Origin of the sequence: Burkholderia sp. Bmkn7 (assembly GCF_041103175.1) — a bacterium.
Taxonomy (GTDB): domain Bacteria; phylum Pseudomonadota; class Gammaproteobacteria; order Burkholderiales; family Burkholderiaceae; genus Burkholderia; species Burkholderia cepacia.
Map to the genome: position 1 here is coordinate 1,468,747 of NZ_JBGCUH010000003.1, position 13,897 is coordinate 1,482,643.

The following is a 13,897-nucleotide window of genomic DNA, read 5'->3' on the forward strand; positions in this document are numbered from 1 at the left end:
CCGGTTGGAGTACACATGGCATTACCCCTGGACAACGTCAGCATGGCCGTGTTCTGCGACTTCGAGAACGTCGCGCTCGGCGTGCGCGACGCGAAGTACGAGAAGTTCGACATCAAGCCCGTGCTGGAGCGCCTGCTGCTGAAGGGCAGCATCGTCGTGAAGAAGGCCTATTGCGACTGGGATCGCTACAAGGGCTTCAAGGCGTCGATGCACGAAGCGAGCTTCGAGCTGATCGAGATTCCGCACGTGCGCCAGTCGGGCAAGAATTCGGCCGACATCCGGCTTGTCGTGGACGCGCTCGACCTCTGTTACACGAAGTCGCACGTCGATACGTTCGTGATCATCAGCGGCGATTCGGATTTTTCGCCGCTGGTGTCGAAGCTGCGCGAGAACGCGAAGAAGGTGATCGGCGTCGGCGTGAAGAAATCGACGTCGGACCTGCTGGTCGCGAACTGCGACGAATTCATCTTCTACGACGATCTGGTACGTGAGCAGCAGCGCACGCTCGCGAAGCGCGAACAGCAGCAGCGCGCGGGCAACGGCGGCGCGAAGCGGCCGGACGAGCCGTCGGCGTCGCGCAAGCACGACCTGGACGCGCGCAAGGCCGAGGCGATCGCGCTGGCCGTGGAGACGTTCGACGCGCTCGCGTCGGAGCGGGACGACGTCGGCAAGATCTGGGCGTCGGTGCTGAAGAGCGCGATCAAGCGTCGCAAGCCGGATTTCAACGAGTCGTACTACGGATTCCGTGCGTTCGGCAACCTGCTCGACGAGGCGCAGGCGCGCGGCCTGCTCGAAGTGGGGCGTGACGACAAGTCGGGCGCGTTCGTGTCGCGGGCACGCCAGTCGGTGGCCGCGGAGCAGGTGGCGCAGGCCGGCGAAGGCGGCCCCGCGCACCACGGCGGCCACCACGGCGCGCGCGCGGCGGAGCCGGCGCGGGCCGGCCGCGAGCCGCGACGTCGCGAGCAGCGGGCGGAAGCCGTCGTGCACGAAACGGTGCAGGTCGACGCGGACGACGCGGCGATGGCCGAATCGGCCGGAGCCGCCGAAATCGCGGCAGTCGTGCCGGCTGAAACGACCGAAGCCGTGGAAGCGGTGGAAGCAGCCGAGGCGCACGGCGACGCGAAGGATGGCCGCAAGCGTGCGCGCAAGAGCGCGGCGAAGAAGACCGGCGCGAAGAAGGGCGCCGCCGCGAAGAGCGCAGGCCGTGAGTCGGCCGGGCGACCGGACGACGCCGGGCATGGCGCGGCGAAGCACGGCGGCGACCAGCACGCGCACGGCAAGCATGCGGGCGACACGCATCGCGACCCGGAGCAGGGCGACATGTGGCCCGCCGCGGTGACGCACACCGAGCCGTCGGGCGGCGACGTCGGCGGCGAGGTGGCTGCCGCGCCGGCCGAGGCGGCCGTCGAAGCGCCCACCGAAGCCAAGCCGAAGAAACCGGCCCGCAAGGCGGCACCGCGCGCGCGGCGTCCGCGCAAGGCGGCGGCAGCGGCCGAGTAATGGTCGTGTAATGGTCGAGTAGTGGCCGAGGTAACGGCCGAACAACGGCCGAGCCGGGTAATGGCCCGGTAACGGCCGCCGGCCGGGTGTCGTCCGAAGCAGGTCGGCACGCGGGCCGGTTTCTCGCAGTGCAACAGCGGCCGGCGCAATGCCGGCCCTTCAGCCAACCTGACCGTTCACCGCATAAGGCTGCGTCATCACTTCGAGGAAGTGGCCGTCCGGATCGTCGAAATACACGCCGCGGCCGCCGTTGTGGCGGTAGATGTCATCGGGTTGCCGCTTCGCGGGATCGGCCCAGTGCGGCAGCCCTCGCTCGCGGATGCGTGCCAGCACGCGATCGAAGCCGGCTTCGTCGAGCAGGAACGCGTAATGCTGCGACCGGATGTCCCCCGCCTGTTCGTAGAAATCGAGCGACACGCCGTTGTCGAGCGGCACAACCAGCATCGCGCCGAACGGCGTCGGCGGCGGCAGTTCCAGAAGCTCGGTGAGGAAGCGGCTCGACGCACGCTTGTCGCGACACCAGACGATCGTATGGTTGAGCTGGACGTTCATGGCGTGTCCCCGTGAAGGGTCCCGCGGTGGGCATGGACTCACGATAGCCGATCGCTGCCGATGCGCAAGCGCGGCAAGCGGCCGCCCGGCGGGCGGCCGCTTCCATCACTCCCCGGCGACGGCCGGCCCGCCGGAATTCCCGCGGCGGTTGCGCCGCTTCTCGGCCCAGACGCGGAAACGGTCCATGTACAGGTAGACGACCGGCGTCGTATAGAGCGTCAGCACCTGCGACACGATCAGGCCGCCGGCGATCGCGATCCCGAGCGGCGCGCGCAGCTCGGCACCGTCGCCGCTGCCGAACGCGAGCGGCAGTGCGCCGAACAGCGCGGCCATCGTCGTCATCATGATCGGGCGGAAGCGCAGCAGGCACGCCTCGTGGATCGCGTCGAGCGACGATTTGCCGTAGTTGCGCGTCTGGTCGATCGCGAAGTCGACCATCATGATCGCGTTCTTCTTCACGATACCGATCAGCAGGATCACGCCGATCAGCGCGATGATGCTGAACTCGGTCTTGAACAGCAGCAGCGCGAGCAGCGCACCGACACCGGCCGACGGCAGCGTCGACAGGATCGTGATCGGGTGGATGTAGCTCTCGTACAGGATCCCGAGCACGATATAGACGGCCAGCAGCGCCGCGAGGATCAGGATCGGCTGGTCGTTCAGCGACTGCTGGAACGCCTGCGCGGTGCCCTGGAAGCTGCCGACGATCGTCGGCGGCACGCCGACCTGCGCCATCGTCTGGTAGATCACCTGCGTCGCCTGCGACAGCGACACGCCGGGCGGCAGGTTGAACGAGATCGTCGTCGCGACGAACAGCCCCTGGTGGTTGACCGACAGTGGTGTCGTGCTCGGCCCGAACGTCGCGATCGCCGACAGCGGGATCATCGTCGACTTCGACGTCGACACCGACGCACCCGACGACGCGCTCGACTTGCCGCTCGCCGCGATCGCGTTGAGCGCCTGGTTGCGCGCGGAGTCCGACGCGATCGCGGCGGCGCTCTGCGCGGCCGTGCCGGCGCTCGACGTGCCGGCCGACGTCGCGACGTAGGTGCCGGCCGCCGCGTTGGTGGTCTGCGAGCCGTTCGCACTGCCGCCTGACGTGCTGACCCACACCTGGTTCAGCATCTCGGGGCTCTGCCAGTATTTCGGCGCGACTTCCATCACCACGTGGTACTGGTTCAGCGGGTTGTAGATCGTCGAGACCTGGCGCTGGCCGAATGCGTCGTACAGCGTATTGTCGATCTGCGCGGGCTTGATGCCGAACCGCGCGGCCGTCGCGCGGTCGATCGTCACCATCGCCTCGAGGCCGCCTTGCTGCTGGTCCGAATTCACGTCGGTCAGCTCGGGGCGCTTCTGCAGCGCCTCGGTCAGGATCGGCCCCCACTTGTACAGGTCGGCGCTCGAATCGCCGAGCAGCGTGAACTGGTACTGCGCGTTGCTCTGCCGGCCGCCGACGCGGATGTCCTGTGCCGCCTGCAGGAACGTGCGCGCACCCGCGACGTCCGCCAGCGGCGGGCGCAGTTGCTGGATCACCTGGTCGGCCGTGAGCTTGCGCTCGGTACGATCCTTCAGCGTGACGAACATGAAGCCCGAGTTGGTCTGCGTGCCGCCGGTGAAGCCCGCGACGCTCTTCACGTTCGGGTTGCCCTGCACGATCCGCATCATCTCGGAGAACTTCAGCTTCATCGCCTGGAACGACGTCGACTGGTCGGCCTGGATGCCGCCGATCATCAGCCCGGTGTCCTGCTGCGGGAAAAAGCCCTTCGGCACGACGACGTACAGGTAGGCGTTCAGCACGATCGTTGCGACGAGCGTCAGCAGGATCAGCAACGGCCGGCGCAGCGCCCACGACAGCGAGCGTTCGTAACCGCGCTGCATGCGGCTGAAACAGCGTTCCAGGAATCGCGCGAAGCGGCCTTCGCTCTGCGGTTCGTGCGACTCGGGGAGCAGGCGCGCGCACATCATCGGCGTGACGGTGAGCGACACCGCGAGCGATACCGCGATCGCAAGCGACAGCGTCAGCGCGAACTCGCGGAACAGGCGCCCGACGATGCCGCCCATCAGCAGGATCGGCAGGAACACCGCGACGAGCGAAATGCTCATCGACAGCACCGTGAAGCCGACCTCGCGCGCGCCGTCGAACGCGGCCTGCATGCGCGACTTGCCGTTCTCGATATGCCGCGAGATGTTCTCGAGCACGACGATCGCATCGTCGACGACGAAACCGGTCGCGACGATCAGCGCCATCAGCGACAGGTTGTCGATCGAGAAGCCGAGCAGGTACATCGCGCCGAACGTGCCGACGATCGAGATCGGCACCGCGACGCTCGGGATCAGCGTCGCGCGCCAGTTGCGCAGGAACAGGAACACGACCATCACGACGAGGCTGATCGCGATCAGCAGCGTGTGCTCGGTGTCCTTCAGCGACGCGCGAATGGTGGTCGAGCGGTCGAGCACGGGCGTGACCGTGATGTCGGCCGGCAGCGACGCGGTGAGCTGCGGCAGCGCCGCGCGCACGCGGTCGATCGTATCGATGATGTTCGCGCCGGGCGAGCGGTAGAGGATCACGAGCACCGCGCGCTTGCCGTTCGACAGGCCGAGGTTGCGGAGATCCTCGACCGAATCGACGACGTCGGACAGGTCGGACAGCCGCACGGCCGCGCCGTTGCGATACGCGACGACGAGGTCGCGGTATTGCGACGCCTCGGACGCCTGGTCGTTCGTATAGAGCTGGTAGCGCTGCGGGCCGAACTCGATCGCGCCCTTCGGCGCGTTGGCGTTCGCGGAGGCGAGCGCCGCGCGCACGTCCTCGAGGCCGATCCCGTAGTGGAACAGCGCCTGCGGCTCGAGCTCGACGCGCACGGCCGGGTTCGCGGAGCCGCTCACCGACACCTGGCCGATCCCGTCGATCTGCGACAGCGACTGCTGCAGCACCGTCGACGCGGCGTCGTACAGCTTCGCGGGCGACGAGGTTTCCGACGTCAGCGACACGACCATGATCGGCGAGTCGGCCGGGTTGACCTTGCGGTAGGTCGGGTTGCTCTTCAGCGCGGCGGGCAGGTCGGCGCGCGCCGCGTTGATCGCGGCCTGCACGTCGCGGGCGGCGCCGTCGATGTCGCGGTTCAGCCCGAACTGCAGGATGATCCGGGCATTGCCGACCGTGCTCGTCGACGTCATTTCGGAGACGTCGGCGATCGAGCCGAGGTGCCGCTCCAGCGGGCTCGTCACGCTGGTCGCGACGGTCTCGGGGCTCGCGCCGGGCAGCGACGCCTGCACCGAGATGGTGGGGAAGTCGACCTGCGGCAGCGGCGACACCGGCAGCTTGACGAACGCGAACAGGCCCGCGAGCGCGACGCCGATCGCGAGCAGCGTCGTCGCGACGGGGCGCGTGATGAAGGGGCGCGACAGGTTCATGTCGGCACTCGCTGGGCCGCCGCGTGTTCCGACGGATGCGTTTTCGGGAGATGGGAGGGCTGCGCCCCCCCACGCGAACGAAGTGAGCGTGAGGGTCGTGTCATTTACGCATCCGTGCGCGATCCGGCTTGCGGGCCGTGGCGCTCGAACCAGCCGCGCACGCGGCGCGCGAGCGAGTCGAAGCCGAGGTAGATCACGGGCGTCGTGAACAGCGTCAGCACCTGCGACACGATCAGGCCGCCGGCGATCGCGACCCCGAGCGGCTGGCGCAGCTCGGAGCCCGCGCCGGCGCCGACGATCAACGGCACCGCGCCGAGCAGCGCGGCGAGCGTCGTCATCAGGATCGGCCTAAAGCGCAGCAGGCATGCCTGGTAGATCGCCTCGCGCGGCGGCTTGCCTTCGACACGTTCGGCCTCGAGCGCGAAGTCGATCATCATGATCGCGTTCTTCTTCACGATACCGATCAGCAGCACGATGCCGATGATCCCGATGATGTCGAGGTCGTGCCCGGTGATCATCAGCGCAAGCAACGCGCCGACGCCGGCCGACGGCAGCGTCGACAGGATCGTGATCGGGTGGATGTAGCTCTCGTACAGCACGCCGAGCACGATGTACATCGTGACGACCGCCGCGAGGATCAGGAACAGCTGGTTCGACAGCGATGCCTGGAACGCGAGCGCCGCGCCCTGGAAGCGCGTCTGGAACGACGCGGGCAGCCCGATGTCCTTCTCGGCGGCGTCGATCGCCTTGACCGCCTCGCCGAGCGACGCACCCGCCGCGAGGTTGAACGAGACGGTGGTCGACGGGAACTGCGACAGGTGCGCGACCAGGAGCGGCGACGGCCGTTCGTGGAACGACGCGATCGACGCCAGCGGCACCTGGCCGCCGCCCGCCGACGGCAGGTAGATGTCGTTCAGCGATTGCGCGTAGTGCTGCTCCTTCGGCTCCGATTCGAGAATCACGCGGTACTGGTTCGACTGCGTGAAGATCGTCGACACGATGCGCTGGCCGAACGCGTCGTACAGCGCGTTGTCGACGGTCGCCGGCGTGATGCCGAAGCGCGCGGCGCTCGCGCGGTCGATCTCGATGTAGACGGACTGGCCGTTGCTCTGCAGGTCGGTCGCGACGTCGGCGAGCGACGGCTCCTGCTGCAGCCGCGCGACGAGCTTCGGTACCCAGGTCGCGAACTCTTCCGAGTTCGGGCTCGTCAGCATGAACTGGTACTGCGTCGGGCTGACGGTCGAGTCGATCGTCAGATCCTGCACCGGCTGCATGAACAACGAGATGCCGGTGATGTTCGCGACGCGCTGCTGCAGGTCGCGGATGATCTGCGCGGCGGTTTCGGTGCGTTCGTCGCGCGCCTTCAGGTTGATCAGCATCCGGCCGCTGTTCAGCGTGATGTTGCTGCCGTCGACGCCGATGAACGACGTGAGGCTCACGACGTTCGGATCCTTCAAGATCTCGGCCGCGAGCGTCTGCTGGCGCTCGGCCATCGCGCCGTACGAGATCGACTGCGGCGCCTGCGTGATCGCCTGGATCACGCCGGTGTCCTGCGCGGGGAAGAAGCCCTTCGGCACGTACACGTACAGCAGGCCCGTCAGCGCGAGCGTCAGCAGCGCGACGACGAGCGTCGAGCGCTGGCGGTTCAGCACCCATTCGAGCGCGACCGCGTAGCGCGCGATCACCCAGTCGATCGCCTGGTGCACGCGCGCCTCGAAGCGGTGGCTCTCGGGCGGCGGCGAATGGCGGAGCAGCTTTGCGCACATCATCGGCACGAGCGTGAGCGACACGATCGCCGAGATCACGATCGTCACCGCGAGCGTGATCGCGAATTCATGGAAGAGGCGCCCGACCACGTCGCCCATGAACAGCAGCGGGATCAGCACCGCGATCAGCGACACCGTCAGCGAGATGATCGTGAAGCCGATCTGCTTCGAGCCCTTCAGCGCGGCCTCGAGCCCCGATTCGCCTTCCTCGACGTAGCGCGCGATGTTCTCGATCATCACGATCGCGTCGTCGACGACGAAGCCGGTCGCGATGGTGAGCGCCATCAGCGACAGGTTGTTCAGCGAGAAGCCGGCCATGTACATCACCGCGAGCGTGCCGATCAGCGACAGCGGCACCGACAGGCTCGGGATGATCGTCGCGTAGATGTTCGCGAGGAACAGGTACATCACGAGCACGACGAGCCCGACCGCGACCAGCAGCTCGAACTGCACGTCGCGCACGGCGGCGCGGATCATCGTCGTACGGTCGGTGACGATCTGCACGTCGAGCGCGGCCGGCAGCGTTTCCTGCAGCTTCGGCAACTGCGCCTTGATCGCGTCGACGGTCGCGATCACGTTCGCGCCCGGCTGGCGCTGCACGTTCAGGATGATCGCGGGTTCCGAATTCACCCACGCGCCGAGCTTGGTGTTCTCCGAGCCGGCGACGACCGTCGCGACGTCGGTGAGCATCACCGGGCGGCCGCCCTTGTACGCGACGACCGCGCTGTTGTATTGATCGGCGCTCGTGAGCTGGTCGTTCGCGTTGATCGTGTACGCGCGCGTCGGGCCGTCGAAGTTGCCCTTCGGCGTGTTCACGTTCAGGTTCGAGATCGTCGTGCGCAGGTCGTCGAGGTTCATCCCGTACTTCGCGAGCGCGGTCGGGTTCGCCTGGATCCGCACGGCCGGGCGGTTGCCGCCCGACAGGCTGACGAGGCCGACGCCCGCGATCTGCGAGATCTTCATCGCGAGGCGCGTGTCGGCGAGGTCCTGCACCTGCGTGAGCGGCAGCGTCTTCGACGTGACGGCGAGCGTGATCACCGGCGCGTCGGCCGGGTTGACCTTCGCATAGATCGGCGGGGCGGGGAGGTCGGACGGCAGCAGGTTGCCGGCCGCGTTGATCGCGGCCTGCACTTCCTGTTCGGCGATGTCGAGCGGCAGGTCGAGCGAGAACTGCAGCGTGATCACGGACGAGCCGGCCGAACTCTGCGACGACATCTGGTTCAGCGACGGCATCTGCCCGAACTGCCGTTCGAGCGGCGCGGTGACCGACGAGGTCATCACTTCCGGGCTCGCGCCCGGGTAGAAGGTCTGGACCTGGATCGTCGGATAGTCGACTTCCGGCAGCGCGGCGAGCGGCAGGAAGCGCAGCGCGACGAGACCGGCCAGCATGATCGCCGCCATCAGGAGGGCGGTGCCGACCGGCCGGAGAATGAAAAGGCGGGATGGATTCATCGAGCGGCCCGCGCGTTACTGGGCCGAGGGGGCCGCTGCCTGCGACGCGCCGTGCCGGTGTCCGCCGCGCTGGCCGCCGGCGCCCGATGCACCCGACGCCGCACCGGCGCCGCGCGCGCCCGACGCGCCTTTCGGCTTGTCGGCCGGGATCGAGATCTTCGCGCCTTCGCGCAGGCGGTCGGAGCCGTCGGTCACCACGCGTTCGCCGAGCGACACGCCGCTGACGATGCTCGTGCGTTCGCCGTCGACCGGGCCGACCGTGACCTTGCGCACCGTCACCGTGTTGTCGGGTTTCACGACGTAGACGAACTGGCCGATCGAGCCGGTCAGCACGGCGGAGGTCGGCACGATCGTCGCGTTGCGCATCACGTCGACGAGCAGCCGCGTGTTCACGAACTGATTCGGGAACAGCATGCCTTCCTTGTTATCGAAGTTCGCGCGCAGCTTGACCGTGCCCGTGCTCGTGTCGATCTGGTTGTCGAGCGTCGCGAGCGAGCCCGTCTCGAGCGGCACCGTGTTGTTGCGGTTGTACGCGGTGACCGACAGCTTCTGGCCCGCGTTCACCTGCTTGAGGATCTGCGGCAGGTTGTCTTCCGACGTCGTGAAGATCACGCTCATCGGCTGCAACTGCGTGATCACGACGATGCCGTTGGTATCGCCCGGCGTCACGTAGTTGCCGGGGTCGACCTGGCGCAGGCCGACGCGGCCCGACACCGGCGCCGTGATGCGCGCATACGTGAGGTTCAGCTTCGCGGAATCGATCGCGGCCTGGTCGGTCTTCACCGCGCCTTCGTATTGCTTGACGAGTGAGGCCTGCGTATCGACCGTCTGCGACGCGATCGAATCCTGCGACAGCAGCGTCTGGTAGCGCTTCAGGTCGAGGCGGGCCGTCGCGAGCAGCGCCGAGTCGCGCGCATGCGTGCCTTCGGCGTTCTCGAGCGCGACTTGGTACGGGCGCGGGTCGATCTGCGCGAGCACGTCGCCTTTCCTGACGATCTGGCCTTCCTGGAACGAGACCGACTGCAGGTAGCCCGACAGCTGCGTCTTGACCGTCACGTTCGCGAGCGGCGTGACGGTGCCGAGCGCGGACAGCACGATCGGCATTTCGCCCTGCGTCGCGGTTGCGACCTGCACGGGCTGCGGAATGTTCGCCATCGCGGCGGGGCCGCCTCGGCCGCGGTGGCCGCCACCACCGGCGGCGCTTGCACCCGCGCCCGTCGCGGCACTGCCGGCCGCCGGCGTGCGGTTCCACGGGTGCCACCACAGCAGGCCGCCGATGACGACGACCGCGAGCGCCCCGGCCATCAGCGTGCGGCGCGGGCGTCGTGCGGCGGGAGACGCGGGGTCGTTCGAAGGAGGCGTGGGCTTTTGTTCGTTATCCATCGTGTTCTGTCAGGAAGACGGCGCGGCGTGCCGGAAATCGGACTGCTGGGCTGCGCGTGGGCGGGCGGTGCCGGGAAGGGGCGCCCGGCTCGGTCCGGGGCCCCGCCGGCCTGCGCGGGAAAAGAGCGGTGCGCACCGCGAAGGCGGCGCGACGATGGGCATGATCCTACGTCCCGTCCCCGTTACAGTCCAGTGGACTATCTTTCAACGGGTTACGGTCGTTACAGAACGCAATTGGACGATGACGAATCGATTACACGGCGTGCCGCCGGGCCGGTGCGCCGCCGATCTCGCGGGTGATTTTCGCGATGCATTCGTGCAGCGCGGGTACCACGTGTTCGTGCAGCCATTCGGGCGGGCACTGGTGCGACGCGCCGCCGCAATTCACCGAATAGCGCTGCCCCGACGGGCCGACGAAACCGGCCGCCACCGCATTCAGGCCCTCGCGCCATTCGCCGATCGCGATCGCGCAACCGTCGCGCATCGCGTCGTCCAGCGCGGGGGTCAGGCGCGCGGACACGTGCGGCCAGTCGTCGCCGGCCGTGGTGCGCAGCGACTCGAGCAGCAGGCGGCGTTCGTCGTCCTCGAGTGCGGCGAGATACGCACGGCCGACCGCGGTGCGTGCGATGTCCATCCGCGAGCCGATCTCGAGACGCGTGACGAGCACGGCCGAGCGCGGCCGGATCACGTCGATCGCGACCATGTCGAGCCGGTCGCGCACCGCGAGGTGCACGGACAGCGACGTGCGTTCGGCCAGCTCGATCATGAACGGCCGCGAACGCGCGCGGATGTCGAAGTTGCGCAGGAAGCCGTGGCTCAGTTCGAGCACCGACGCAGTGAGTACGAAGCGCTCGCTGTCGGGCAACTGGAACAGGAAGCCGGCGCTGACGAGCGTCGCGGTGATGCGCGAGACGGTCGGCTTCGGGATGCCGGTCAGTTCGGTCAGCTCGCGGTTGCTGACGGGCGCGTCGGCAGCCGCGATGCGGCGCAGCACCGCGAGGCCGCGGGCGAGGGCGGTGATTTCGTCGGGCGAGGATTCACGGTCCCGCGACGCGGGAGGGGTTACAGTGGTCGACACGAAGGATTCTCTCTATTTCCGAAACTCGATTTCAATTTTGTTGGTTTTGTAGGACTATTGTCAAAGGATGCATGTTCCGTGGGTGAACCGGTCATGGGATGAGATTTTACGGGTTCACCCTTGGTTTATTAGGAAAACGCTCAAATGAGCGTTGCCAGAAAGTGCATGAACCGGTGCAAATACCGCTTGACTTGTCGGGCGGAAACGGAAAGAATGTCTCACGTTTTCGAAACATCGTTTCAAGAGTTTAACCGGCAACGATGTTTCGCGCAGTCTCTCAGGTTCTAGCACGGCCCTCGGAATGGCTAGAACTTTTTTAGCGCCACGGTCTCCGTGGCGCTTTTTTTTGCCCGTTTTCCTGCTCGCCCGCCCGGACGCGTCAGGCCCGTATTATCCCCCGATCGTCGAAACCCCCCGTTTTTACCCGCGCGGCGTCTGCCCGCGCGTGCGCCTGACGCGATTCGCACGCGCAAAAAAAAGCGCGATGTCCGCACTGGGCATCGCGCATCAAACGGCGTGGAGCGCCGACGAATGATCGGTGATGAAGAAAGGGACGTTCGGTTGGGGACGCCCGGTCAGGGACGCCCCCGGCCGGGCACCCGGCCGGCGGGCGGCGCCTCCTCGCGCGGCCCGGTCAGGCCTTCGCGAGCTTGATGCTGGTCTGCTCGGCCGTCAGGTAGCCGACGCTCGCGCCGAAGCGGTCCTTGAAGTTCGCGCGCACGAGCGGGTCGAGCGTCGGCTTGACCTTGTCGTGCAGCGGCGATTCCCAGTCGCCCGCGTGCTGGAAGTTGCTCATGATGTACGTCCAGCCGTTGATCTCGTCGACCGCGTGCAGGCCCGTCGATTCCGCGCCGGCCGGGCACGACAGCACGCGCACCAGCGACTTCGTGTCGACGTTGTAGGCCCACAGGAAGTTGTTCACGTGCATGCCCGAGTCTTCGCCGATGAAGAGCGTGCGCAGCTTTTCGGAGAACTTCAGGTTGTCCGGGTTCGCGATCTTGTCCGGGTTCGCGAGGTTGCCGAGCCCGTCGGCCGCGGCGAGATCCTCGCCGACGAGCGCGGCCGGCGCGCCCATGTCGACCGGCACCCATTCGCTGTCGATCGCGCTGCCCGTCGTGTCGCGCTGGCTGCCCTTCAGGTTCAGCGCATAGACGGCGCCCGCGGCGATCTTCTTGTCGACCGCGACGTCGCGCGACGCCGCATTGCCCTTGACCATCGACGTCTCGATTCGCGACATCGCCGTGTAGACGATCTTGTCCTTCGCGTTCACGGTCGTGCCTTCGAGCTTCGTGAAGCCCATGCTGCCGCCGAGCAGTGCCGCGTAGCGGTGCGTCTCGAGGAACGCGGCCGCCTTTTCCATCCCCGGCTTCACGCGCATCCAGTTGAACTTGCCGCCGAAGTGGACCTTCGTGTAGCTCGCATCGTTCGGGTCGGTGGTCACCAGGTCCATGATGTCCGATGCCTTCAACGTGTTCGCGAGCGCCTCGATCTCGCTGCTCGTCGCGTGGCCGATCCTGATCCACGTGAGCGTCGCGGTGCCGGCGCCAGCCGACGAGGTCTGCGTCCACTTCGCGACATACAGCGTGCCGGCCGACAGGTCGGCGGCCTTGTCGGCGACGAACATGAACAGGCCGCCGTTGGTGGCGTCGTCCCCCATCATCACGGTGCGCTGGTCCGGCATCACCTGGATCAGCTCGTGCGAGATGCGGCCGAGGCAATAGTGCTTCTTCACGGTGCCCGTGCCGTCGGGATTCACGGTGATCTCGGGCAGGTGGCCGTAGTGGTAAGGGTTCGCCTTCGTCTCGTCGCCGAACGTGTTCTTGCTGAACGCCTTGAACTGCGCGTCGGTCGCGGCCTTGGTCGCGTCCGGCTCGTACTCCTCGCTCGACAGGTGCGTGCCCCACGGCGACAGGCTCGCGCCGCACGTGATCCACAGGCCGTGTGCCTTCGACGTGTCGACGTTGTGGTACTTGACGACCTTCAGCGCGCCGTTGGCCGGATCCTGGTCGAGCGTCAGCACCGCGATCGGCGACGGCAGCTGGCCGTACTGCGATGCGCTCGCCTGGTCGCGCGTCGTGTATTCGAACTGCACGACGGCGAACACCGTGTTGCCTTTCACGCCGGGCACGTTCGCGTTCTTCAGCGTCAGCAGCGAGCTGCCGTCCGGGCAGTCGGAATAGAACTGGCGCTCCTTGCCGGCAACCGAGCGGTCGATGATCGGCTGGTTGTTGATGTCGTAGTAGCCGCCCGCGAGCGTCGTGCCGCCCTTGCCGTCCGGCACCATGTCGCCCGTCACGAAGAACGGCCGGTACGCCAGCTTGAAGTTGCGCGCCGAGCCGTCCGAGAACGACACCGACAGCGTCGAGCCGACCGTCGTCGTGGCCATCGCGGCCGCGTTGTCGAGCGTCGGTGCGGCCATCGCCGAGAACGTCGCCGACGTGTACGCGGCGGCGACCGGGGCCGGCGTCGACGCCGGATTGTCGTCGCCGCCGCAACCCGTCAGCAGGGCCGGCAGCGCGAGGCCGGAAAGGGGAAGCATCGGCGCGCCGGCGAGGATCTTCAGGGTCTGACGACGGGAAGCATTGGGCAACGCGGGCATGTGGAGTCCAGTTTCAGTTGTTGGAAGAATGGCCTTCGCGAAGCAGGCGCTCGGCAAGCTCCGCGAAGGCAAATTGAAAACTGGACGGAAGTGTAAGGACGCTCGATGAAAGTTTTTTGAATTGAAAACGTAATGGCGAGTTGGGCGTTTGTC

General features: G+C 67.3%; 7 protein-coding genes. 1 reads left to right on the plus strand and 6 read right to left on the minus strand.

The annotated features are described in order from the left end of the window. The first annotated feature begins 15 nt into the window (after window positions 1-15). Window positions 16-1,500 carry an NYN domain-containing protein gene (locus AB3K92_RS28435; RefSeq protein ID WP_060072856.1) on the plus strand — a complete coding sequence of 495 codons (1,485 nt, stop codon included), beginning with the start codon at window positions 16-18 and terminating at the stop codon, window positions 1,498-1,500. 159 nt (window positions 1,501-1,659) lie between these two features. Here the strand turns inward: AB3K92_RS28435 and AB3K92_RS28440 are convergent, their stop codons facing one another. The 6 genes from AB3K92_RS28440 to AB3K92_RS28465 form a co-directional block, all read right to left on the minus strand. Continuing rightward, complete coding sequence (locus AB3K92_RS28440; RefSeq protein WP_059677594.1) at window positions 1,660-2,052, minus strand: VOC family protein; 393 nt, start codon at window positions 2,050-2,052, stop codon at window positions 1,660-1,662. Window positions 2,053-2,157: 105 nt separating this feature from the next. After that, a complete protein-coding gene (locus tag AB3K92_RS28445; protein ID WP_048024411.1) occupies window positions 2,158-5,466 on the minus strand; it encodes an efflux RND transporter permease subunit in 3,309 nt (1,102 codons plus the stop codon). Between the two features lie 104 nt (window positions 5,467-5,570). After that, a complete protein-coding gene (locus AB3K92_RS28450; protein WP_219706207.1) occupies window positions 5,571-8,684 on the minus strand; it encodes an MdtB/MuxB family multidrug efflux RND transporter permease subunit in 3,114 nt (1,037 codons plus the stop codon). 15 nt (window positions 8,685-8,699) lie between these two features. Then, on the minus strand, window positions 8,700-10,067 hold the full coding sequence (locus AB3K92_RS28455; RefSeq protein WP_369466296.1) for an MdtA/MuxA family multidrug efflux RND transporter periplasmic adaptor subunit: 1,368 nt from the start codon (window positions 10,065-10,067) through the stop codon (window positions 8,700-8,702). A gap of 253 nt (window positions 10,068-10,320) precedes the next feature. Next, window positions 10,321-11,145, minus strand: coding sequence for an IclR family transcriptional regulator (locus AB3K92_RS28460; protein ID WP_057056455.1), 825 nt, complete (start codon window positions 11,143-11,145; stop codon window positions 10,321-10,323). 634 nt (window positions 11,146-11,779) lie between these two features. Beyond that, complete coding sequence (locus tag AB3K92_RS28465) at window positions 11,780-13,744, minus strand: PhoX family phosphatase (protein ID WP_369466297.1); 1,965 nt, start codon at window positions 13,742-13,744, stop codon at window positions 11,780-11,782. Between the last annotated feature and the right edge of the window lie 153 nt (window positions 13,745-13,897).

Coding starts and splice junctions, on each gene's coding strand:
- AB3K92_RS28435 (WP_060072856.1), top strand. CDS start 16: ATGGCATTACCCCTGGACAACGTCAGCATGGCCGTGTTCTGCGACTTC.
- AB3K92_RS28440 (WP_059677594.1), bottom strand. CDS start 2,052: ATGAACGTCCAGCTCAACCATACGATCGTCTGGTGTCGCGACAAGCGT.
- AB3K92_RS28445 (WP_048024411.1), bottom strand. CDS start 5,466: ATGAACCTGTCGCGCCCCTTCATCACGCGCCCCGTCGCGACGACGCTG.
- AB3K92_RS28450 (WP_219706207.1), bottom strand. CDS start 8,684: ATGAATCCATCCCGCCTTTTCATTCTCCGGCCGGTCGGCACCGCCCTC.
- AB3K92_RS28455 (WP_369466296.1), bottom strand. CDS start 10,067: ATGGATAACGAACAAAAGCCCACGCCTCCTTCGAACGACCCCGCGTCT.
- AB3K92_RS28465 (WP_369466297.1), bottom strand. CDS start 13,744: ATGCCCGCGTTGCCCAATGCTTCCCGTCGTCAGACCCTGAAGATCCTC.